This window comes from Sphingobium fuliginis, from assembly GCF_004152845.1.
Taxonomy (GTDB): Bacteria; Pseudomonadota; Alphaproteobacteria; order Sphingomonadales; family Sphingomonadaceae; genus Sphingobium; species Sphingobium fuliginis.
The window spans coordinates 471,506-495,843 of record NZ_SEON01000002.1 but is presented as its reverse complement, the minus strand read 5'-3'; the positions used below and the strand labels follow the sequence as shown (position 1 = coordinate 495,843).

General features: G+C 65.7%; 12 protein-coding genes. 3 read left to right on the top strand and 9 right to left on the bottom strand.

The annotated features are described in order from the left end of the window. Positions 1-24: 24 nt before the first annotated feature. A complete protein-coding gene (locus EWH10_RS07205) occupies positions 25-6,993 on the top strand; it encodes a hypothetical protein (protein ID WP_130029868.1) in 6,969 nt (2,322 codons plus the stop codon). Further along, entirely contained in the window at positions 6,990-11,855 is a 4,866-nt protein-coding gene (locus EWH10_RS07200; protein WP_130029867.1) for a hypothetical protein, read from the top strand. The genes EWH10_RS07205 and EWH10_RS07200 overlap by 4 nt, the downstream gene beginning before the upstream one ends. 12 nt (positions 11,856-11,867) lie before the next feature. On the opposite strand, the gene EWH10_RS07195 is transcribed toward EWH10_RS07200, so the two are convergent. Further along, positions 11,868-12,260, bottom strand: coding sequence for a hypothetical protein (locus EWH10_RS07195; protein ID WP_130029866.1), 393 nt, complete (start codon positions 12,258-12,260; stop codon positions 11,868-11,870). A gap of 41 nt (positions 12,261-12,301) precedes the next feature. After that, positions 12,302-13,318 carry a M12 family metallopeptidase gene (locus tag EWH10_RS07190; RefSeq protein WP_165363333.1) on the bottom strand — a complete coding sequence of 339 codons (1,017 nt, stop codon included), beginning with the start codon at positions 13,316-13,318 and terminating at the stop codon, positions 12,302-12,304. A 551-nt stretch (positions 13,319-13,869) separates the two neighbouring features. Between EWH10_RS07190 and EWH10_RS07185 the strand changes: the two genes are divergently transcribed. Beyond that, positions 13,870-14,475 (top strand): DUF1993 domain-containing protein, encoded by a 606-nt coding sequence (locus tag EWH10_RS07185; protein WP_226870340.1) that lies wholly within the window; start codon positions 13,870-13,872, stop codon positions 14,473-14,475. A gap of 60 nt (positions 14,476-14,535) precedes the next feature. Here EWH10_RS07185 and EWH10_RS07180 read toward each other — a convergent pair whose 3' ends face one another. The 7 genes from EWH10_RS07180 to EWH10_RS07150 all read right to left on the bottom strand — a co-directional run bounded on the left by EWH10_RS07180 (position 14,536) and on the right by EWH10_RS07150 (position 24,326). After that, positions 14,536-16,926 (bottom strand): membrane-bound PQQ-dependent dehydrogenase, glucose/quinate/shikimate family, encoded by a 2,391-nt coding sequence (locus tag EWH10_RS07180; RefSeq protein WP_065846979.1) that lies wholly within the window; start codon positions 16,924-16,926, stop codon positions 14,536-14,538. Between the two features lie 156 nt (positions 16,927-17,082). Further along, entirely contained in the window at positions 17,083-19,029 is a 1,947-nt protein-coding gene (locus EWH10_RS07175) for a glycosyltransferase (RefSeq protein WP_065846978.1), read from the bottom strand. 7 nt (positions 19,030-19,036) lie between these two features. Further along, a complete protein-coding gene (locus EWH10_RS07170) occupies positions 19,037-20,260 on the bottom strand; it encodes an HlyD family secretion protein (RefSeq protein ID WP_229742489.1) in 1,224 nt (407 codons plus the stop codon). A 72-nt stretch (positions 20,261-20,332) separates the two neighbouring features. Continuing rightward, positions 20,333-21,328: a LacI family DNA-binding transcriptional regulator gene (locus tag EWH10_RS07165; protein WP_065846975.1), complete on the bottom strand. Its 996-nt coding sequence runs from the start codon at positions 21,326-21,328 to the stop codon at positions 20,333-20,335. Between the two features lie 307 nt (positions 21,329-21,635). Continuing rightward, on the bottom strand, positions 21,636-22,928 hold the full coding sequence (locus tag EWH10_RS07160; protein ID WP_025549367.1) for a sensor histidine kinase: 1,293 nt from the start codon (positions 22,926-22,928) through the stop codon (positions 21,636-21,638). A 271-nt stretch (positions 22,929-23,199) separates the two neighbouring features. Then, complete coding sequence (locus EWH10_RS07155) at positions 23,200-23,886, bottom strand: response regulator transcription factor (RefSeq protein ID WP_025549336.1); 687 nt, start codon at positions 23,884-23,886, stop codon at positions 23,200-23,202. After that, positions 23,883-24,326 (bottom strand): PDZ domain-containing protein, encoded by a 444-nt coding sequence (locus EWH10_RS07150; protein WP_083199149.1) that lies wholly within the window; start codon positions 24,324-24,326, stop codon positions 23,883-23,885. The genes EWH10_RS07155 and EWH10_RS07150 overlap by 4 nt, the downstream gene beginning before the upstream one ends. Between the last annotated feature and the right edge of the window lie 12 nt (positions 24,327-24,338).

Here is a 24,338-nt window from a genome sequence, read left to right as displayed (position 1 = left end):
CCGTCCGTCGAGGAGGGGTTTCTTATGAAAAGGGGAGATCTTGATCCGACTGCCAGCGGTTGGCTGTCGATCACGCGGCGCGCTTTCTTGGGCAGTTCAAGTGCCACGGCGCTGCTGTTGCCTGCGTCAGCCAACGGGCAGGAGGAGGCTCCGGCGTTCGAGCAAGACGGTCGCGATCTTATACTGAGGTGGGTCAGCGGGGGCGCAGCAAAATTCTGGAGGATCGACGCCGATTGGGTCGTCGCCGAGGCAGATAGTACGCACGGCCGTCTCGTCCGGCGCCGCTCGTCCACGCGTGCGACAGTAAGCGGCCGCTACGCCGGGACCAACATTCCAGCAAATTTCCAGATCGACATCAGCCAGCGGACCGGCGTGTGGGGCCTGGGCTGGCGCTATGAAGGCAAGCAGCTGGATTGGGTCAGCCTCACCGACTGGTTTAACGGCGCGTCCGTTCCGATCACGTGCTCGCGGCTGGCGGAGGTCGAGCCGAGGAACAGCGCGCTGGAGCTCAGGGACACGCCGCTGGTCGGCCGCCTGCGCTGGCCGCTCTCGGTCGAGCTATCCTCGCCGGGCGTCCGTTTCAAGCTCGGCTCCACGTCGGGCAGCGCGAAGACCGTGGCGGTCGCGGTCTTTGACGAGCCCGGCGCCGCGGGGCCCAACCCCAATCCTCGGCTGGCCGAGAATATTTCCAAGCTGCTCACTGACACCGCTCCCAAGGCTGAGCTCAAGGTGCGCGCCTCACTCACCTTCGTCACCCTCGACGACGTTGCCGACGGCTGGGCGCTTGGCTTTGTCTCCGGTGTCGGGCTGCGGCTGCTGCCGGACCAGCCGATTATCCACGCGGACATAGTCAAAGATCGCGCCGCCGATCGCTTCTATGTCGCCTGGCGGTGGATATGCGCAGCGGGACGGCTGATCGTCGGCGACAGGCGCGACCCGCGGACGATCCTCGTCGAGCAGGCCGAATTCGTCCAAGTGGTGGACTGGCGCAGGGGCCTTTCCATGCGCCTGCCGCTGACGCCGCAGATGATCGAGACCGAGGAATTTTCCGCAGTCGTCATTGGCGGCGTCGGTGAGGAATTTTTCCCGGAGTTCAATCGCCAGCCCGGTATCGCCTTGCCAATCGAGCTGATCGGCGTGCACGCGCGGGGCACCGACAGCGCGCGCTACGACGTCGATTTCCGCGTGCGCCGCGTCGACAATATGGGGCTTGATCGGTCGGCGATCCTTTGGCGCGAAACCGAAGTGGGCGGGGCGATTGCCGATCTGGTGATCGGAATTCCCGGCGCCGACAACGGAGGTCGTCAGGCCAGCATGATCTCGCTGGGCAGGGCGAGCGGTCTCGACGTGACGCTGAATTTCCCAGGGGCTTTGGCTCTCGATCGGGACGGGCCAGTGCTGCGGGTGCGGCGCCACGAGGATGCGCTGGATATAGGCTTTCAGTTCCACGATTACCGACTGAAAATCGGGCGGGAGGGCGCGCTTATCGTGCCGGGACCAGCGGCGCAACGCGCGGTCCGCTTCCATCCCCAACATCTTCAGGAGGAAGTCTTCCAGGACCCGATAGCTCTCTTGGAGAAAGTGAGGGCGGCTGCGGCCGGCCTGCTTACCGGGGCTGCGACGGCCAAGTCGCCGGCGCGCGAGCTCGGCAAATCGGCCCCTTATGGCACAGGAGGCGAGCAGACCTTGCTCGCCCGAACCCGCGCCTCGGGGCCGAGCTGGATCGTCTTCAAACCGGATGCGGCGGCGCCCGGCCTGCCCCTGACCGTGGCGGCCCTCACCGATTGGCGAAATCTCGCTTTGGCCGCGCCTGCACGCGCCGAATGGGCCAATCTCCCGCTCGACGACCAGTTGACCCGGCTCGGCATCACACCTGCCATGGACCAGGCCGCCGCCCGGGGCCGGGTGATCGACTCGCTCAAGGAGCCCGGACCAACGGTCACAGCGCTCGAGCTCGTCACCGGCCTGCAATTCGCACCCGATGGGCGTGCCCGTTTCCGAGTGCCGCGCCGGCGGCCGAGCGAAACCGGTCCGCTGTGGACCGCTCAGCTCGAACTGATGCCGGTCCCGGTCGCCGAAGGCGCCCTCGCCGAACCGGCGCGGGTGCGGGCGGTCTGGTCAACCGGCTTCGATCCGCGCGCGATCCTAGACACGACTTGCGGGGTCAACGCTTCGCTCGGCGACGACGCCCCTTTCGAGACGTCCGTTAATGCGCGCGACCGGGGCGAAGTGATGCTGCTGAGCTCGGGCCTCGGCTTAGGCGCGCTGCGGGCGGTCACGCTGAGCGGCCAGGACGTGCCCTACAGCCTTGTAAGACGCCCGAAAGCGACTTTCTCCTATATCAGCAACAAGCCCGAGACGCCGCCGCCGACTCCCGGCGGCCCGCCGCCCGACCCCGACGCCCCCGGCGTCGCGCAGGAAGGCGTCATGCTGCCGGCACCCTTCACTCGCTTCAATGCCCGCCTGACGGGCTATGGGGCCGATCTTGACGCCCTCTGGCAAGGCGAGCCCGCAGCGCCTTATTCGAAGGCGCCTTTCTTCAATCGCGCCTTCTCGGTCGAGAAATATGTCCACCGCACGAGCCTCGGCGCGGATATGTTCGTGGAGGTGGTCTACAAGGGCTTCCTACTGCCGTACGGATTTCGGGTCTCGCTGGTAAAAATCACCGAGCGCGAGGGCCGCGAAATTTCCGGGATGGGCGCGATGATGCCCGCCATCCAGCGCTTTTTCATCCTGCCGAAACCGGTCGAGAAGACCTTTCCGGGCATCTATCAGCCCTATGCCGGCCTCGATATCCCGGTCCGGCACGCGCGGCTCATCAACGGCATCAGCCCCGAGCTCGACCAGTCGCGGATGGAGCCACCGGACGATCTTTCGGCGTTGCTGCCTAAGGAGCCGAAAGCCGTCAGTAACGGTTGCTCGGGCGAGGCCGGAGCTGAACGCAAGCCGGCCGGCCGGGTTTTCTGGCCGTGCAAGCGGATCGACGGATCGGTCATCCAGTTCGACTTCGAGGCGGACGATACCGGCGTCAGGCGTTCGGTCCCGCTGCTGTTCGTCGACAACGCCGCCGTCCATCATCCACCGACCATCCGGGCGATCATGGATTATTACAACAATTTGGCGCCGATCAATCTGCGCACCGAGCGCCACCACGGCGGCCGGACGATCTTCGCCCCGCCCGCCAAGGCCGGCGATACGAGTTTCGAGACCGACCATATCATCCTCAGAGCACGTAGCCGCACGATCGAAGTACCGCCGCCACCCGCCCCACGCCCAGCGGCGCCCCCGGCGCCGAGTGAGGCAGACATCGACGCGGCGTTCCACATGGACGCCTTCATGGAAGGCGCGGACGAGCCCCCGCTCTATCCGGTAATGGTCGAAGCCTCGATCCGGATCCCGCCGCTGGACCGGCTAGTCGGGGAGCCGCAGGGGCTAAAGCGGGTCGGCTATGTGCCGCATTATGTACGCAATGGCTTCAACGTAAAGGCCAATCCCGGAGAGCTCTATCTCGGCTTCCTGGACCGCGGCGGGGTGATGGACCTTTCGGCGCGTGGAGAGAAGTCCGGCGGCGTCGCTCAGACTCCCACACCACTGGCGGGCATCAGCCGCGCCAATGCGATCGTGGGCGCCGAGCCGGTTCGAAAGCCGCCCGACCGCGCTGTCGCGGATGCCGCTCCGGCCGTCAAGGCCGACGCCTGGATGCCGCCACCGGTCGGCGCCGACATACCGTTCGACTTCAAGCCCGCTCTTGAGGATCGTTTCGAGCCGGCTAGCTTCCTGCCCGACGGCAAGCTTCTCGGGATCCTCAAATTCCGCGACGTGGTGATGGCCGCAACGATGGCGGCGCAGCCCAAGCTGACCGAGGTCTACGAATATGCGGTCGCTTCGGCTGAGGGCGGCGCCGCGGCCGTGCTCAAGGTGCTTCAAGAAGCGTGCCGCCTAGCCGCCAAGGCGATCGAAGCCGCGCTGGACAAGGCCGATGCCGCGCTGTTCGATTTCCTGTCCTCGGAAAATGCGGGCTTCAAGCCGGTCAAGCCTACCGCCGCCGACCGCCATCCCAATCTAGATCGCTTCTATCCCGATCTCAGCGGGGACCTTGAAGCGCTCAAGGCCGTCTTAATCGGCGCCTCGACGACCGATCTCAGTCGTCTGCCCGAGCATGCCTCCGCCCTTAGCGAGCGGTGGCGGCGATTGCGGGGCACGGTCGATGCGGTCATCGCCAACCCCACGCCCGAGCCGATCCGCGGCATCATCAGCCAGGTTCGGCAATTGATTGACGCGCTGGAAAACGGCCTTCTTGGTGCGCTCCAGGAGGCCGTCCGCAAAGCCATCGACGCGTTCGTGACCACACAAGTGGAGCCATGGGTCAGGGCCGCTCTAGACGCTTGCTTCGACGCCGCCGGCAAGCTCGTCAACGAGTGGATGTTCGACGCCTTGTTCGGTCCGCTGCGGCCTCCACTCCCGCCCGAGACGACGATCGCGAAGCCGCCCACGCGCGCCGATCTGCAAAAGCTCGTCGACGCGCTCCTTGCGCATCCGGAGGTGATCTCGCAGGCCACGTTGACCGCGCCGCTCGCCGACGCGCTCACGCTGCCGCTGCTGCGACTTATCGGAGATGCGCGGCGGCTCGTCGATACGATCGCCGCCGGCGAACGCAAGGCGATCGAGCGGATCGCGAATCTCGCGCGCGAACTGCTCGAGCGCGTGCTCGGCGCGCTAGCTTCGATCCAATCGCTCGTCGCCGCGGCCAGCGCCGAGGCAGCCGCGCTGTGCGCCGGAGCTGCCGCGCCCATCGTCGAGATCGCGACGCTGGCGACCGACGCTCTACCGAGTGCCGCACAGGTCAATTCGGCGTTCAGCTTCATCCGGGCGCAGCTGCCGCTGCTCGACCTGCCGGGTGCAGATCCCACCCCTGAGGTGCGAGCGGCGCGCGAGGCCGCCGCCGCCTTGCGGTTGGCCATTCAAAATGTCGGCGCGAATATCGCGGCGGTTCAGAAGAAAGGCGCCGAGTTTAAGGACCTGGCTCAATGGTGCTCGACGCCGGGGCGGATACCGACGGCGATAGCCGAGCTGGCGCGCCTGCGCCTCGCGACCCTGGCTTCGGTCAAGGATTGCGTCGACCAGCTGCGTCTCGTCGAGAGCGCGCTGCTGCTGATCAGCGCCGATCTTTGGGCGGATGCGCGGTCGGCGGTCAAATCCATTCGCCGCGAGTTCATCATCCTCGCGGTGCGCCTCACGCTCGCCAGGCTGACCGCCGCCAGGATCGGCGGTACCGAGCTCGGCCAGCGTCTCGACAAGCTGGGCAAGCGCGCGCGCGCAAGAGTCAATGAAGCGGCTGCCCAGGTGCTGGCAATTGGCAGCGATCTCGATGCCAGGCTATCCAGCGTCTCCAAGCTGCGGCTCGACCATATCAGCGACGAGCTCGGCGCCGGCATTGTCGCTACGGCGACCGAGCTGGCGGCCATCGAGCGACGGCTGTTGGCAACCGCCACCGATCTGACGGCACTTGAGGGCGCGGTGCTGGATTCCGTTAAGCCGATGGTCGCCCAGCTTGCCGGCGCGGTGTGCGCGCCGTTGCTCAATGTCCACAAGCTGGTCGCCGATCAGGCCACCGCGGCCGTCGCGCTGCTCGAAACCGGGCCCGACCTGCTGCTGATGCTGACCGGTCCGCTGCTCGAGCGGCTCAGGCTGGCGCGCGACGCGGTGGTGCGAGACCAAGCTGCACTGGCGCGGATCCCGACCTATCCCCAGGAGGCGAGCGTTCTGCTCACGCGCTGGAGTAACGAGGAGCCGGGCCTCGTCGCTGCCACGCGGACCGTGGCTGAATTGTTCGAGGCGGTCGCGCGCGGCCAGATCGGCGCCTTGTTCGATCTGGCCGAGGTGCGGCGCGCAGTCGAGGACGCGGTTCGCCGGTTGATCCCCTCCCGTGTGACGATGCGTTATGTATGGACCGCGAGCCTAAAGCCGTTCCCGCCGGCCGATCCTGTTTTCCTGCCTAACACCAAGGCCGATGGCGAGCCGTCCACCGACGGCAAGTCGGCGGACCTCAGCATCGACACTGAAATCCAGATCGACTTACTCAATCCCAAGGACCGCAAAGTCACCGTTAAGGGATCGGTCCGTCCGTTCGCGATCCAGCTGCTGGGCAAGGCCACCGATTTGATAACGATCGGCCTCAAGGACACAGAATTCACGGTTCTGCCCGGTCAATCGCCGCGCTTCTCGACCACGATCGACGACGTTCAGATCGGCACGCAGCTCAAGTTTCTCGAGGCGATCATGGAGCTGGTCGGCGGAAAGGGCGGGTTCGCGATCCGGCCTAGCTTTTCTCCGCCCGGCGTTCTTATCGGCTATAGCTTCGCCGCACCAATTCTGTCGGTCGGCGCGCTAACCGTTCTCGACGTAGCGCTGGAGATTGCCGTCCTGCTGCCGTTCGACGGCAGCCCGGCTCAATTCCGCTTCGCCTTCGCCAGCCGCAATCGGCCGTTCGGGATCATCATCGCGCCCTGCTATTATGGCGGAGGATTCGTCGCCCTTACCGCCGCGGCCGACCGCATCCTCGCATTCGAGATAATGCTCGAATTCGGCGCCGCGACAGCGATCAAATTCGGTCCACTTGATGGCCGCGGCAAGGTCAGCACCGGCATCTACCTGTTCCTGCGCAGCGACGGCACCCAGCGGCTTGAAGGTTTCGTCCATGCGGTCGGCGAAGGGCAAATCGCCTGCTTCGGGATCAGCGTGAACCTTGAGGTGAAGATCGTATCGGACGGCTCTTCGATGAAGGGATCGGCCACATTCACGTTCACCTTCAAGGTCGGCTTCGCCGAGTTCGACTATTCGGTCCCGGCCCTCTATTCGTTCAAAGGCGGGGGTGCCTCGGGCGAGGTGCCGCAGTTTCCGCGCGACGACTCCTATGAAATCGATGCTCCCGACAAGCGGCGGGAGTGGCGCGAATATCGCAGTCATTTCACTCCGTCGTGGCCAGTCGCATGACCGAACCCGTCAACGTCGAATGCACCGCAATCCCCGACGGCGTGGTAGGGCCGGCGGCGGGCCAGATGCTGCGAGTGAGCGTCGTGCTGACGCCGCATCCCGACGCCGCCGGCGCCATCGAGCTCAAGGATTGGCCAAGCGAGATCCCCACGCTCGCGTTCGAGCTTCAGCTCGGGGCAACCGTTGAGACCCTGAAGCCGGTCAAGGGCGCACGCTTTGAGTTCGATCCGCCGGAAGCGACGGAAAAGGTCTCCGAAGCGGCGAAGGACTTCTGGACCGATACCTGGCAAGACGATGACATTCGCGATGCTTATTACGAGTTGCTAGGAGCGACACCGGTCTCCGCAAAGGTCGGTGCCTATGGATACGCCCAGATCGCCGAGCTCGCGAGAACACGTTTCGAGACCGGCGTCGAGGTAGGCTTGCTGTCGGCCGCCTATCATCGCGACAAGGCGCGCGGCGCCGCCGCCGAGGCCGGATCCTTGTTCGATACCTCGGCGCTCTCGGCGATCGCCCTAGCGCGACTTGAAAACCCTAATGATCCGACGGTGCTGCTTGCCGACGCGGAAGGGTTGATGCAGCGCAGCGTGTTCTACGACTTACCGGTGGGCGACGGGATCGATGCGGCGCTCGCCGGAGCCCGCCAAGCCGGCAGCGACTTCGGACTTGGCGCCGGCACGCAGACCGCCGCGCTGATGCGGGTGCTGGAAGAGCGCCTGACGGCGTCCACCAAAGCGATCCGCGCGGCGCGCGCCAATGACGGCACGATAGCGGCGGACGGCGCCGGAGCCGCCGCCAGCTGGGCGCCGTTCGCTCCGATCGAGCCCGAAACCGCTCACGATGTCACGCCCAACGGGCAGCTCGCGCGGCTGTTCGACGTGCGCTACGACGAAACGCGGTTCGGAAGGTCCGTCGCGCCCGCGCAACCGACACCCTTGGATGACGCGCAGGCGGCCGGCGACGCCGCCCCCGAGCCGGAAGCCGACCCGGTCCGCGTCGCGCTGGCCGCTTACGACCAGGCAATGCAGACCGACGCCGAGCGGGGTGCGGTGCAGGCTCCCGACCCCAACATCGAGACGCCGAAACAGGTCGCGGCGCGGCATGTGGCGGCGTTTCAGGCGCATCCAACCTTGCGCAAGTTTGTGAAGCTCATCGTCGACGTCTTCGTTCCGCTCGCGGCAGTTCCTGCCGAGCTGGTGACGGCCCGGGCAGGGGTGGTAGCCGTGACGGTGGTCGGGCGCGGTCAGTCGACGCGGCGGAGCGCGACAGCTTTTCAGCTGCTCACCGACGCCAGCGGCCCGCTGTTCGAACCGGCGCCGGAAGCCGAGTTTGGAGGCCATCCGTCGGCAGCGCTGGTCCCATCGCTCCCGCTTTATCGCGGCGTCGTCCAGCTTTCGATCGGGCTCAACGGCAAATCGCCCGGCGAGGACGGTCACAAGCCGCGCTTCCGGCTCGAGGTGATCGACGCGCTGGCGAGCATCGCCTCACTGCGCCGTAGCCTGCAGGTCGCCGTCGGCGCGAGCCGCAAGGGCTTGCCAGCCGCCCAGGCGGTCTACGAGGAGCCGGGCCTGCGAACGCGCGGTCTGATGTTGCTCGATCTGGAGGCGATCGTGCCGTTCAAGGTGGCCGAAGATCGCAGGGCCGAGAAGCGCCAGCCGACCCATCTCTATTATGCCGAAGATTTGGTCGACGGCTACAGGCTCGACGTCGTGGCGCCGGACGGGAAAGCGTTCCCTGCCGGCGCTAGGAAGCTTCGATACAGTCGGATCGACAGCGTCTCCGACCGACAGACATATCTTTATGCGGCCACTGAAGCGCGCGACGAAGGGTATATCGCACCCGGCGCTCGCAGCTGGTTCACCAAGGACGAGGCGGGCGCGATCGAGAAGAACCTGATCGTCTCGGAGCAGCTGCTCTGCTGGTCCGGCGACAATATCGGCTTGCCCGCGCTTGCGCATGACCGCAGAGATACGGAAAGTCCGCCGCCGGCGCATCAGCTGCCGGTAACGATTCGCTACGATATGGCGCCGACTTCGGTGCCCGGGCCGATTCTTCGCGTCGCAGGGCGCTACCGGTACATGCTGCGCGCGCGCAAGCTCAACGGCTCGAGCGTTGACGTCAGGCGTAGCGAGGCGCTCGCTCCCCGATATTCGGTCGGAGACCGATCAGACGCACGCGGCTATTTGTTCGCGCCCGTCGAGAAGGCGCCGGTTCCCGTCGTGCTGGTCGCAGACGACCAGGTTCTCAACGTAGCCGAGCTTGGGGACGATCAGCCGGCAAGCGAGACGATGCTGGTCGCGCAGGACCAGCGGATGTCGCGCTACTTGGTGGTGCCGCGGATCGGCTTCGACCTCGCCGAGCAGCAGGGCCAATTCGATCCTATGCCTATGCGGCTTGGAGAAACTGAGCCCATGGCGCAGGCGCGGGCCGAACATGCGGCAACCTTCGGCTGCTATGGGATGCTGGTGCGCGATGCCAACACCGGCGAGTTCCCGAAACGCTCGAGCGGCAGCGCGATCGGCGCGGTCGCCAGCCATTCCGATCGGCACGCTGCGGCACTGAGGTTCAAGCTGCAGGCGCCTGCCACGACGCCACCGGCGGCTCCCTATTTCGTCGACAACAGCCTCAAGTTCCTCGCCGCCCGGCTGGTGCCGACCAAGGCCACCACGCATTTCGCGATCGATCCCACTGCCGGCACCGGAGAGGTGGCGTTCTGGCCGGAAGATCCGGCCGCGCCGGCCAATTCTTTGGGGGGATTCCGTCCCGAAGCGGTGCGCCCTGTCCTGCTTGAGGTTGTCGGCGCAAGGCCTGGTGAACTCAGCCGCATCGAGCCGGGGGAAACTGAGATTAGCGATTCGGGCAGGAAGCTGACGGTGCCGCTCTTGCGCGTCCACGTCGGCGCCGGCGACACGTTCGATCTCGAGCTTTGGCTCAACCGGACGAGCGAGCATCTGCTCGCCAACGCAATGGCGCGAAACGCCGTCAGCAGCACCGCCAAATTGACCTTGGGAGCGGGCGACGCCGATCCGGCCACGCCCGGCGATGTCGGCTTCTCGGCGGCGGACGCGCTTTGGAGAGAGCTGCGCACCCATCGGCGCATCGGCGTGCTGCATGACGTAATGCGGTTTCGGATCGAGCAGGTCGCGCCGCTTCCCTTGCGCGTGCCGTCGTTCCGCGCGTTTGGGTGCGTCCATGCGCAGAGCGCCGAAGCGTGGGCCGCGGTCGCCGGCGAGGCGACTCACGTGGACGCGGCCAACGCAGATTCGCTGTTCAGCTGGGGGACGCTCCTAATCGATCGTAAGACCACCGGCGCGCTCTGGGCGGAGGCCTTCTGGCTGGAGGACGATCCCGCCCGCGTGCGCCAGCGCAGCACGAATGCCGAAGACTTCGATGAGATCGACCAGCTTGGATTGTGGAACTATCGCCCAGAGCCCGATAGCGGGCGGCTGTTCACGATCGACCAAGTCGCGGCCGTGCCGGCTACCTCCGGTGAGACTCCGGCCGATTATACGCGGCGCGCCAACCTGCTCAGCCTGGTGACGGACGAGGGAGGGCGGCGTCGCAGCCTGGCGGCCGAGTTTCAGTGCTATAAGGCAAGGCGACTTTTGGTGCGGCTGCTGGCGCGCTCGCGCTTCGCCTCGCCGGCGCCGGAAGGCGACAGCGAGCGAAGCACGATTGCCAGTGCCTCGCGAGCCGATACGGTGGCGGCGCTTAGCGACGGACGGATTGCCACGCTCGTTTGGGGCGATAGCTCTCCGCTACCGGGTACCGCGATGGTCTGGCTCGCCGCGACCCGACGGCCGCCTCCGCCCAAGCTGATGAAGGATCAAGGGTCGATCTACCAGCGTCGGCTAACCGCCGTCGCCGGCGGGGACGCGGCGGGCGGGTCCGGCAAGGCCTTGTCGCATTGCTATCGGCTATGGCTGGGCGACGACTGGTTCGCTTCCGGGGAGGGCGAGCAGCTCGCCATCGTCTGCCGGGAACGTGCCCAGCGTCCTCCAGACTGGCTACTTTCTCAACTGAGCCGTTGGGGCGGCGACATGACGATGAAGCCGTCGCAGGTGCTACGGCCGGCCGACACTGAAGGGATCGATCCAAGCTACCTCGACCCGTCGCAGATTCGCAACGCGAGGATTGTCGACGCCGTCGTCCCAGGTCCAGGCGGGCGGCCCCCTGGGGCGCCGCCAGAGCCGCACGACGTCAAGCTGGCTCTGCTCACACCGCAATTCCATAGCGGCGCGGGCCGCTGGTACTGCGACATCGAATTCGCGCAGGTCGCGGCTTTTCGCGTCACGCTCAAGCTCAGCGTAGCCCGCTACCAGCCGCATGCATTGCCCGGCATCCAGCTTTCTGAGCCGGTCGCGGCAGACGCTTTCGTTCTTCATCAGCCGTGGACATTCACCGCTACGCGCACGGCGAACGGCATCGAAGTCGCCGCCATGGGGCCGGCCTATGTCGGGCGCGCACCAATGACCAGCGAACTGACGGGCGTGACCGGCCAGGATATTGAACACAGCGTCAGCACGCCGCTGATCGTCGCCGAGCTCGAGCGGCTGGATGATGCGGGCAGCCGGCCGATGCCGGTGCGCGGGTCGCAGGGTCGGCGGATCGCCACCAACAACTTGGCGCCGGGCGTCCGAACCGAGCTTGGCTACGGCAATGACCGCCATCCGGGCGTCACGGCCGGCTGCACCCGCTGGTCGATGCGGCTTGACCTGCCGCCCGGCCCAAGCGAGGATCGTCTGGCCGTCCGCGTCAGCCTCGCCACCGCGCACGCCAACAGCCTAGCCGCCAAGAAGGAGGCCCGTGACGGAGCACTCATCTATCTGCCCGAACCGATCGTGGTGTCGCTGCCGGTCTGAGCAAGCGCCCGGCTAGGGCAGAGTGATCTTTTCCTTCGCGCACTCGGCGATGGCGCCTGCGGTGTAGGCAAAGCATTTGCCTGTGTCGGCGGCATCGTCGGCATGGCGCGCCTTGGCCTCGGCGCAGATTTCGGCGCGCGTGGGCTTCTTGGCGATCACCGCGCCGAGCTCGGGTTTCGCGGGCTCGAGCTTGACATGGCACGCGCCGGACATGCTCGCGCGCTGGAGCACCCAGTTCGCCGTCTCGGCGGCGACATCGGCCGTCGTCGCGTCGGCGGCCGTATCGGCGAGTTCGTTCGCCGGCATTTCTTCGGTCGCCGCCGAGTTTGCGGCCGTATCGGTGCCGCCGGAGCTGCAGCCGGTAAGCAGCAGCGTGGCTATGGCCAGGTACTTCCACTGTTTCATGTTCTTCTCCCCCTGTTGTGCGAAGCACCGCGCAGCCGCGGTTAGGTTTGTGGAGTATCCTTGAAGCGCGCGCGCACCGACGCGAGGTCGGACGGGCTCAATTGGCAGCGCTGCCCCAGATTTACGCACTCCGCTTTCTGATCGGGGAGAGACTTCTGGCATGTCGCCAGCCCGGCCTTACCGACGGCCGTCAGCTGCAGCTTGCTGCTCTCCGGATAGTGCATGATCGAGCACAGATCGTAGCTCGTATAGAAGGTTCCGACGCCGATGCCGAAGTTAGGGTCCGATTTGGGGATGGCGGCGGCGATGGTGACATAGTCGGTTCGGTCGTCGCGCATATGCTCATGGTAGAGCCCCAGGCTATGCCCGATCTCATGCTGGATGTTTCCCGCCTGGCAGCCTGGATTCAGCCAGACGTTCTGGTCCGCGGCCGCGGGGGCATAACCGACGCGCGCCTGGCAGCTGAACCCGCTGCCGACGTCATCGAGGAAGACGAGGCTATGCGTCTTCGCCCTGAGCGACGGGCTCGCCGCAGCCTCATTGACGAATGAGACGACGCCGGTGGCGTTCCAGCGTGCAATCCCCTCGCCAATCGCGTTCTTGAGCGCCGCATCGGTGATGCTCGCGTCGATGCGATAGGGTATGGTGCGGGTCGGCCAGGCGCGGTTGGCGATCCCGAACCCGAAGAACTTGATCTGCGCGTCGAACTGGGTGCTGAGTGCAGACTTGTCGATCTTCTTGACGGACGCTTGCAGCTCCGGCGACAAGGCGGAAGCCTCAACTTTGCTCGCCAGCATCATGAATGACAGCCTGCTGATGACCTGCAGTTGTTCATGCCGTCCCAGCACCATGTCTCCGCCCGAGACCGCTAGGCCATTGACATTCACGTAATGAACGGTCCGAACATCTCCGTTCCCGTTGGGAATAAGCGCGGTCGCGGGCTGACCCTTGACAAGATTTTCGCTTAACTCGCCCTCCCAGCTAGTCGGTTCATCGGCGGCTCCGGAGCACAACAGGCCGATGAAAGCGCAGGCAAGTGAAAGACCGGCAAGTCGCATCGTCCCCTCCAATAACGCCATCGCGCTGCAACATACAGTGGCATGACGGAATCGGAAACATCTTTACCTATTGTCGAAGTCAATTACATACTTTTGGCCAATGCCAAGGAATGCGGCGGCGCGTAGGCGTAGACGGGCGGTTGTTTGTTGGCGCCATGCCTGGCTATGTTTGACCATGCGCTGGAGGGGGTGACTTGCGTCGGCTCTGGTGGGCAAGGCACCTCTTCGCTCAATCCAGAAATGTGGGGGCATTTGAGGGGGCATCTTGCAGAAACGCGATTTTATTATTAAATGAAAATAGAGGTTTGTGCAGAATGTTTGGTTTCCTCCCTCTCCGCCATATTATCCCTCAAGTCGCTGAATTCCGGCAAATCGTTCCGCCTGCTCCCTATGGGCTAGCTGTGCCCGATAAGGGTTGCTTTGATCGGTTGATCCACGCCCGACGATGACGGGTGCCTCTTCCAGAGATTCAACCCCGGGCTCCCCATCCGGTGCGATCGATCGTCCACGGGCGCTCCAGTCCTTGTGGAACGCTGCCGGGAAGGATGCGGTTGCCGATCCTGGCCAGATCGGCCATTGCCGGTCCATTCGGTGGCCAGTCAAAAGGTTCAGGATCCATGATGACGCTTTACGACGCCTTCGTACCGGGGTGCCTTCAGATTTTGGAGTCTGTGTCGAGACTGGTTGTGAAAGCGAAGTCCTATTGCGATGCGCAGTCTCTCCCCCCGGAACGGCTGCTTCATGCCAGACTCGCTCCCGACATGTTGGACTTCGCCTATCAGGTGAAAAGCTGTGCAATCCATTCCATCGGCGCGATCCATGGCGTTCAGCGCGGGAATTTCTCGCCTGACATCGCGGCGCCACCGGCCAGTTTCGAGGAATTGAACGCCAGGGTGATGGAAGCGGCCGACGCCCTTGGCGCACTTCAAGTTGCCGATGTGGAAAGCTTGAGCGACAGGCCGATGACATTCACCATCGGTGACAAGCTGCGCTGGGATTTCCTGGGCAAGGATTTCCTGCTCAGCTTCTCCCAGCCCAACTTTTATTTCCATGCCTCCACGGCCTACGACATTCTCCGGACGAACGGCGTTCCCCTGGGGAAGCGGGACTATCTGGGCGCCGTTCGGAAGCTGCCGTCCCCGCCAGCGCCGATCTGATCCGCTGGCGGCATGGCGGGCAGGGCCCCGGCGCGCCCGCTGACGTAGCGAGCCGGGGAACTAAGGCTGTCTGGGCAAAGCATAGGCGATGACATGATCGCCCAGCTTCGTGCCGAGGGAGCCATGCCCGCCTGCAACGACGATCACGAACTGCCGCCCGCTCGCCCTCGACCGATAGGACATCGGCGTCGCCTGTCCCCCGGCCGGAAGACGGGCACGCCACAGCACCTTGCCGGTGCGCGTGTCATAGGCGCGCAGATAATTGTCGATCGCCGCCGCCATGAAGGTGAGCCCCCCTGCCGTCGACATCGGACCGCCCAGCGATGGAACGCCCAGTTTGAACGGGATAGGCAGGAAGGTTTCGTCGCGGATCGTGCCGTTCTTATGTTCCCAGACCTTCCTGCCGGACCGCAGGTCGATGCCCGCGACATAGCCCCATGGCGGTGACTGGCAGGGCAGGCCTGCGAAGGACAGGAAGGGGTTCATGTCGACCGCGAAGGGGGCGCCCGCATTGGGATTGTACCCCTGCTCGTCCGATCCGCGCCGGTCGGAGCCGCCCGCCGGCCCCCGTACGCCTTGGTCCTCCATTTCCGCGCGGGGGATGAGCCTGTCCACGAAAGCGACATAGTTTGGATGGGCGAATGCGACCTGGCGGATCGGGTCTATCGAAATGCCGCCCCAGTCCATCACGCCGAAATTTCCCGGGAACACCAGCGTCCCCCGCAATGAGGGCGGCGTGAAGGGCCCCTTATAGTCGAGCGACTTGAACCGGATGCGGCAATAAAGCTGGTCGAGCATGGTTGCGCCCCACATGTCGCTTTCTCGCGCCGGGGCGGGCATCAGGGATATGGCGGAAAAGGGCTGGGTGGGCGACAGGCGGTCGCCCGGCGCTGCGCCGCCCGGGACGGGGCGCTCCTCCACCGGGAACAGGGGCTTGCCGTTCCGGCGGTCCAGGACGAAGAGATTGCCGGTCTTGGTCGACTGCACCAGCGCCGGCACCCGGCCGCGGCCGGGCAGGTCCAGATCGACCAGCGCCGGCTGGGCCGGGACGTCCATGTCCCACAGGTCGTGATGGACCGTCTGGAACACCCAGCGCGGCCTTCCGGTCACGATGTCCAGCGCCAGGACCGAAGTGGCGAACCGTTCGGTCGTCGCGGGCCGCCTGCCGCCCCATTGGTCGACAGCGCCCATCCCCATCGGCAGGTAGATCAGGCCCAGCGCCTCGTCAGCGGCCGGCGTGCTCCAGCTGTTGGGGGAGGAGGGCGTGTAGTGCCGGCCCGCGCCCAGCGGGGCGGTGCTGTCCGGATTGCCCGGATCGAAATTCCAGACCAGTCGGCCCGTGAGCGCGTCATAGGCACGGATGACGCCCGAGGGCACGTCGGTGGAGATATTGTCGTAAACCGCGCCGCCGGTCACGACCAGGCCATGCGCGACAAGGGGCGCGGACGTCACCTGATACCAGCCGCCATTATAATGAGGTTGCCCCGGGAGCAGGCTGACGGTCCCGGCGCGTCCGAAGCTGCGGCACGGCGCGCCCGTGCGCGGGTCCAGCGCAATCAGGCGGCTGTCGTTCGTGGCGAGGAATATGCGCCGGGGACAGTCGGCGGCGCTCGCCCCCGCGCGCGATGAATCCCAATAGGAAAGGCCGCGGCAGGTGAGATGCTGCATGTTCCTTGCCGAAGTCCTGATCAGCGGATCGAACCTCCAGCGCTCCCTGCCCGTCTCCGCGTCGACAGCGATCACCCGATTATGCGGCGTGCAGAGATAGACGGTGTCGTCGACCTTGATCGGGGTCATTTCATAGGTCGTCTCGCCCGGATCGCCCGAGCGCTTGAGATCGCCCGTCCGCAATTGCCACGCCACCTCCAGCTTGCCGACATTGGCGGGCGTGAGCTGGGTCAGGGGCGAGAATTTGTCGCCACGCCAGCTTCGGGCATAGGCTTGCCAGTCATCATCGGGCATTGCGTTCGGCTCCGCCGCGATCGTGCTGCGCGGGCCAGGAAGCGTGCCGTCGAGATTGTGGACGTCGCGCATCAGCGCGGCCAGGCCGAAGATGCCGGCGATCGCCAGCGCCACCGCCAGGGGGCCGGCGTTTCGCACCCATCCCCCAGCCGGCGCAAGGCGCCGCACGGTCCATGGCAGGATCAGCAGCAGGCCGAAGAGGAAGATCAGGTCGCCGCGCGGAACGAGCGGCCACCAGTCCACGCCGATTTCCGCCCAGGCCCAGGCCATCGTGGCGAGGACGAGCGCCGCGAACAGATGCAGGGCGGCCGCGCGCCGCTTCCAGAGCAGAAAGGCGCTGGCCAGCATCGTCAATCCCGCGGCCGCATAGAAGGGGCTGCCGCCCAATGAGGCGAGCCAGATGCCGCCGATCAGATTGGCCGTGCCGACAGCGCCTGTCAGGACCGCGATGACCTTCAGCAATTTTGCAGTCTGGCGGCCGGACTTCATCGATTTGCCTCCGATGATCTCGCAAGCAAACCGTCGCGCAGCAGCGATGTTCCGTTTCGGGAAGGGAAGAGAGACGCAAACGAAGACGGGCCTTGCCGGAGGTTGCACCCTTGCTGCCCGCGGGTTCGAATGGTTTTGCCGGAAGCGGTCCTCCGCTCAGTTCAGCGCAAGACCTCTGATCAGGGCCAGGACGCTGCCGAGCGTCGATACGTCCGGCGTGCGCATGCGGTCGCCGGCGAACTGGAAATGCGTGAGCGCCACCTGCTGCTGGGGCGAAAGGAGGATCTTGGCCCCCACGACGCGATCCGTGATGCGCGCGACGATCGCCGGAACCTCGCCCAGTTCCCTGATGGAAATCGTGCCCCTGTCGCCTATGCGCCAGCCGCCTTCATTGGCGAAGGCCACGCCGCTCGACGAAATGTCGAGCAGCCGGACCGGTGTGGCGCTGTCCCCCGCGCTGAAAAGCGCCGTTCCGCTGATGGGAGCCCGCTCTTCCGCCCTTCGCGGCGTTTCGACACAGACGATGATGGCGATGATGCAGACGAGGACGTTGTACATGCTCCAGAACGCCACGATGCCCTTCTGGTCCGAGAAGAAGGTCGGCGCCAGTGGCGAGCCATAGCCGAACAGCATCCCGCCCACGGTCAGCAGAAGCACGACCGCAAAGCGCGACAGCAATTTCCAGTGGATCACCGTCCGGGAACGGTCGCCCCCCTTGTTGGTCACCTTGAACGGCCGCTCCCCGGGGAACAGCAGGGTGTGGCAGGATGCGGCCACGATCTCCGGCGCGACCAGCAACTGGGACGTGTCGGTCAGAAGCGGGAGTATCCGGCCGTTGGAATACCAGCTGATGGCGAAGGCTTCCACCAGGATGCGGGGCAGCAGGAATGTCGCAAGCTCGCCGATCGGCGCATCCATGATGGTGAGGCCCGTCATCCAGTAGAGGATCGGCACCAGCAGGCAGGCGAGGCGGAAGGGAAAGCTGCCCATCCAGTAGAGCAGGGTTTCCAGCAGGCTCATCCTGTCGATCCAGCCCAGACCCTTGCGCGAGAACAGGCCGTCGGCGCTGCGCATGATCTGCATCGCGCCGATGCACCAGCGGATGCGCTGGGTGCAATATTCGCCGATCCCTTCCGGCGCGAGGCCAAGGCTGAGCTTTTCGTTCAGATAGGCGGTGACGAAGCCATGCTCTTTCATGCGGATCGACAGCAGCATGTCTTCGGTAATGCTGTCGGTAGGGAATCCGCCGATCTCGGCAAGCGCGGCGGTGCGGACGACGGACGACGTCCCGCAGGAAAAGGCGGTGCCCCATCCGTCCTTGGCCGGCAGCAAGGTGTCGAAGAAGAAGCGCTGTTCGTCGGGCAGGTCCAGATGCCCCTTGATCCTGTGTTGCAGCGGATCGGGGTTGAAGAAATGCTGCGGTGTCTGGACCACCCCCACGGTCGGGTCCTGGAACAGGGCCACGCAATGCGACATGAAATTGGGCAGGGCGACGAAATCCGCATCCAATATGGCGATGAAATCCGGCATCTCGCCACGCGCGGCCAGTGTCGCCAGGCCTGCGTTCATATTGCCGGCCTTGGCATGAGCATTATCCGGCCGCGTCAGCCATTCCACGTCGCGACGGCGGCACAGCGCCTCCACCTCCGGCCGCCTGCCGTCATCCAGCAGGAAGACCTTCGCCGGATAATTCTGGTTGAGGGCGCCGGTAATCGTGCGGTCGAGAATCCCGACATCTTCATTACAGGTGCAGATGAAGATCGCGGCGCTGGGCCTGTTGACATGCAGCCAGCGTATGTTGCCGCTGACGTCCTTCAGTCGGTCGCGCCGCCGCGTCAGCACGACCAGCACCAGCACCCCGCCCAGGGTGGAGCAGACCTCCAGCATGAAGAAGCCCACCGAAAGCAGGGCGGAACCGGGCGTGTCCAGGTCGAGCGTGGCGACCATGCGCCATGTCATGTAGATCAGGATCGATCCGATCGCGGCGCCGCTGACGATCAGCCGATGCAGCGGGTTGGCCGGCCTGAGTTTGGGAAAGATCAGCAGGCAGAGGCCAAGGGTGGCGAGGCCCCAGAAATAGGACGGGATCTCGGCGGGGTTCATGGCCGCGTTACAGCACCACCCGGCCGGCCGTGCCGACCGGGCACTGCTTCTTGCCCTTCGCGTCCAGCATGATCCGCGCGCCGATCAGATATTCGCCTGCGGGGGGATTGGGGACATGGCTGGTGACGCGGAGCTGGGACGGATCGCTGACCCCCATGTTGACGACGGTTCCCGGCCAGCGATCGCCGTTCGAAAAGGCGATGAACGTCACGGGTGAACCGATGGTGAGCCTGCTATAGGCGCTGCGGCCCACGGTGAAATAGGCGAAGAAGGATGAACAGTCGGCCAGCATGTAGATCGGATCGCCTTCACGCAGCGACTCCCCGGGGGCGGCGACCTTCGCCCAGACCCGGCCGTCGATGCTCGCCTGCAACGGAAGCTGCAGCCGCCGCATGGCGCCGGCCTTGCCATCGCCGCTCAGCTTTTGCGCCTTGGCCAGCGCTGCGGTCAGGTTCTCCCTCTCGCCCCGCAATTCGCTCAACGCCAGATTGAGATCGCTCAGGCGCTGGGTCGAATATTGGACATTGCTGTAGCCGTTGTTGAGGAACAGCCCTTGGCCCGCGGCATGTGCCTCGATCAGGTTCGTGCGGCGGCGTGCCATCGCCGCATTCCTGTCCGCCAGGGCGGCGCGCTGATCCTGTTCCGCCTTCTCAAGTCCGGCTGCGCTGATGAAGCCGCGGCCGGCGAGGGCGCGGGTGCGGTCCAACTGTTTCTGCGCAAAGGCCAACCGAGCCTGCGCGGCCGACAGTTGGGCGGAGCTTTCGTCCGCGACGGCATCCATCTGCACCAGCTCTTCGGACCGGTAGACGCCCGATTCGCGGCGGATATGGTCGGCGTCAGCCCTGAGGGCCGCCATCCGGCCGTCGATACTGGCCAGCTTCGCCTTGAGCTGGTCCACATCTTCCGATCCGGCGCGGACGGCCGCCGACAGGCCCACCGGCGCGGCGAAGCTCCCCAGCAATTGGTTCCGCGTCACGCGGTCGCCGACGTTCGCGCCCAGCCGGTCGACTTCGCCGGAGATCGGCGCCCTGACCAGGCCCATGTCCGCCACCAAAGTGGTATTGTAACCCGCCGTGAAGATAAAGCTGCGCACCAGCACTGCGACGGCCATGATCAGCAGAAGGCCGCCGACCAGCATTCGCCGCGGAAGGTGGAACCATTGCCGCCCGTCGCCCTCGGCCAGCCGCAATTCCTTTGCACCATCGGATGGAAATTTGGCTTCTACGCTCATTTCGCCCCCAATCTGATGGGCGAATCATACATGGACATGGTTAAGAAAGGTTGGAGGCGCCGCCTGCCGGCTTCATGCCCCGGCCGGCGCCGGGCCGGAACTATCGCGCTGCACCAGCCTGAAGGTGAAGTGCGGCGCATCGGCGGAGCCGCCCGCGAGCGCGTCGATCACGGCGCTGCCCATCGCCTCCAGCGGCTGGCTGACGGTGGTGAGGGGCGGCCAGGCCGTGAGGCCGGCGGGTGTGTCGTCGAAACCGACAACAGACAGGTCCTCCGGCACGCGCAGCTTCAGCCGGTGCGCGACGGTCAGCGTGCCCAGCGCCATGTCGTCATTGGTCGCGAAGATCGCGGTGGGGCGCTTGCCTCGGGACAGCAGATGCCCGCCAGCCTTTATGCCTGACTCGAAATCGAAGGCGCCTTCGACGAACAGAGACTCCTCCAGCGGCAGGTTCGCCGCGGCCATGCCGTCGCGAAAGCCCTCGACGCGCTGCATTGCCGCCTTGTGGCTGGCGGGTGGGGTGATCACGCCGATGCGGCGATGGCCAAGGCCGATCAGATGATCCGCGATCATCCGACCGGCCGCGCGCTCCGGCGTGGGGATGTTGAAGCTTTCCGCCATCACCGATCCGGCGATGCGGGCGCAGGGCAGCTTCAGTTCGGACAGCCGCTGGAGCAATTGCGCGTCGTCCGACAGGGGCGGCACCAGGAAGACGCCATCGGGCCGCAATGCCGCGACCAGGCGGTCGAGAATGGCGAACCGTTCTTCCCCCGTCAGCGGCATCGGCTCCACCACCAGATGATAGCCCAGGTCCCGGCACCGGTTCGCCGCACCCGACTGGATGCCGCCATTATAGGAGGGCGCGGGATTGTTGTAGAGGAAGGCGATCATGAAGGATCGCCCGCCAGCCAGCCGCCGCGCGGACTGGTTGGGCCGGTATCCAAGCTGGCGGATCGCCGCCGTCACCCTTTCGCGCAGCTCCTCGCTGACATTGGGCGCCTGGTTGACCACCCGGGAGACGGTCTTGATCGATACGCGGGCCAGTGCCGCAACGTCGTGGATGCTGGGCATCAGCGGGGTTGAGCGAAAGAAAGGACGGTCATGCACCGGTCTTGCCATGGAAGGCCGATGGAGGAAACAACGTTTACCCGGATAACGGCACCGCCAGACGCCGATATTCATGCCGGAATCGTAAATATGGTACGTAAATCAGGGAAAATGGTCGCGGGAGCCGTGAAAATTGTCCTTGATCCGGCATCGGTAACGGTCTAGAGCGACAAGACAACGTTGTCATACTCTCCAAGCAAGGCAACGGCTGTCATCCCGGGCGGCGGTCGGATGAACTGCACGCTTCAGGCCGTTGCCCGGGATGCGCTTTTCACGGTCGTCGCAGGGTCAGCAGGACTTTCAGGCCGGGACCGTTATCCGCCAGCGTCACCATGCCATGATGCAGCCGCGCCACCGCTTCCACCAGGGACAGGCCCAGCCCCGATCCCGGCTTGCCGCGCGCCGGGTCGAGCCGGCCGAAGCGCTTCAAGGCTGCGGGACGGCTCTCCGCCGGGATACCCGGGCCATTGTCCGCCACCGCGATGAGAAGGTCGCCACCCTCGATCGCCGCACTCAGTTCGATGCGGTCGCCGCTTTCCGCATAATAGAGCGCGTTTTCGATGAGATTGGCGAGCGACTGGCTCACCAGTTCGCGATGGAGCGGAAAGGTCAGCGCGTCAGGCGCGGAAATGGCCAGCGCAAAGCCGCTATCCTCCACCAGCGGGCCGTAGATTTCGCCCACGTCGCGCAGCAATTCCGCAACATGGGTGTCGCGCCGCTGGTCGCCCCCGAAGCCCGCCTCGGTCCGGCTGATGAGCAGCGCCGTGGTCAACATGGAACGCAGCGTCTGCGCTTCATGATGCACCTTTTCCAAGGCATCGAGCGCGGTGTCGTCCCGCGTCTGGGCGCTGGCCTGCTCGACCACGGAGATCAGCCGCGTCACCGGGGATTTAAGGTCGTGGGCAAGGCCGTCTGTCATCATGCGAAGCTGCGTCACCAGCGCGTCGATCCGTTCCAGCATGGCGTTGATCGACTGGCCGAGCCGGTCGAAGGCGTCGCCGCTGCCATCGGTCGGCACCCGCCGGTCCAGCGCACCCACGGCGACGTCGTTGGCGGTTTCCGCTATGTCGGAAACCTGCCGCGCCAATATGCGGCCCAGCATGATCGCGATGCCCAGCGCCAGCACCAGGCTCATGACGAAGGCGACGGTCAGCGCCTCCTCATAGATGCGGGTAAGTTGCAGGCTGTTGGAAACGACCATGCCGGTCAGCAATTGCCCGCCGCCGCGCAGCTTCACGGGAATGACGCCCATCGGTTCCGGCGCGTCGCGGCCGATGCGGTAGAGCGACATGATCTGCCAGCGCCCGTCTGCCGCCAGCCCGGCGGGCCAGGCGCCCAGATTGCCGCTGACGGGCCGTCCCGCCCTGTCGGTCAGCAGCAGCACGGCGCGCTCCCCCTCTATGGCGCGGAAACGCCGGGCGATCTCTGACCGCAGGGCCGCCGTCCCGCCGCTGCGATGGAGCGCGAGCAGGTCGTCGCGGGCGTCCTCCACCGCCTGCCGGTCGGCGGCCACGACGGTGCGCTGGCTCGCCTGCTGCACGAACAGCAGCACGCCGCCGGTCACCAGGAACTGGCAGAGGAAGGCCAGTCCGACGAAGCGCCCGATGGTCGAACGGGCAAAGCCGAACCAGCGGCGGGAGGGGAGGGTCTTAGGATGGCCGGAAGCGGTCATGGACGCCGTCCCGCACGCCCTGGAGCCAATCGGCATTCAGCCCTGACGGCCTGCAAATGACGCCTTTCCGTGCTTCCGGTGCTCACATACTTTGAGTACGCAGCGCTCCGGGCCACGGAAAACCACCATTTTCGGCTCGTCATCATCTGAATGTCGATTGGCTCTAACTCTCCGGTCCCAGCCGATAGCCCATGCCGCGCACCGTATGCAGCAAGGGCTTGTCCCCGCCTTCGTCCAGCTTGCGGCGCAGGCGGCTGACATGCACGTCGATGACGTTGGTGCCCGGATCGAAATGATAGTCCCAGACGCCCTCCAGCAGCATGGTCCGCGTCACCACCTGATCGGGATGGCGCAGGAAATATTCCAGCAGGCGGAACTCGCGCGGTTGCAGGTCGATGGTGCGCGATCCCCGCTTCACCCGGCGGGAAAGCAGGTCCATCTCCAGGTCCCCGTGCCGCAAATGGGTGACGACCGCGCTGCCGCCGCCGCCCCGGCGCAGCAGCAACTGGACGCGAGCCATCAGCTCGGCAAAGGCGAAGGGCTTCACCAGATAATCGTCCGCGCCGCTGGTCAGCCCTTCCACCCGGTCCTCCGGCGTGCCGAGGGCGGAAAGGATGATGACCGGCGTCTCGATCGCCGCCGCGCGCAGGGCCTTCAGCATCGCCATGCCGTCCATCGCCGGCATCATCCGGTCGAGGATGATCGCGCCATAGCTGCCGTCGCTCGCCAGGAACAGGCCGTCGCGGCCATTGTCCGCCCGGTCGACGGTGAAGCCCGCCTCGCCCATGCCCTTGGCCACATAGGCGGCGGTCGCCGCATCGTCCTCCACCACCAGTATCTTGTGGCTCATCTTTCCCCTTCCGGCCGATCCAGCATCACCACGCGCATATGGTCCGCATGTTTCAGCCCCAGCATGATCCTCTGCTGGGGATGGTGTAGCAGATAGGCGCTGGCCTGATCCAGCGAGCGGATCGGCATGCCGTCCAGGCTGACGACGCCGTCCCCGACGCGGATGCCCAGGCGCGCCGCCTGGCCGTCGGTTTCCATGCTGGTGACGACCACGCCCGATCCCGCCGGCATGCCGTTGCTGAGGGTGATGCCGGGCAGGGCGCGGGCCTGCGCGGCCGCCACCTCCATCCGGTCGTCGCCGGCATGGCGCACGTGCAGGAAAAAGGCGCCGCTCATGACCAGCGCGCAGAGCGCCAGCGCCGCCAGAAGGACGCCCGATGCCGCGTGGCTCAGCCTCTGCCTGTCCATGCACCCGCTTTCATGGGCGGAAGGATGATCCATGGGCGCCGCCAT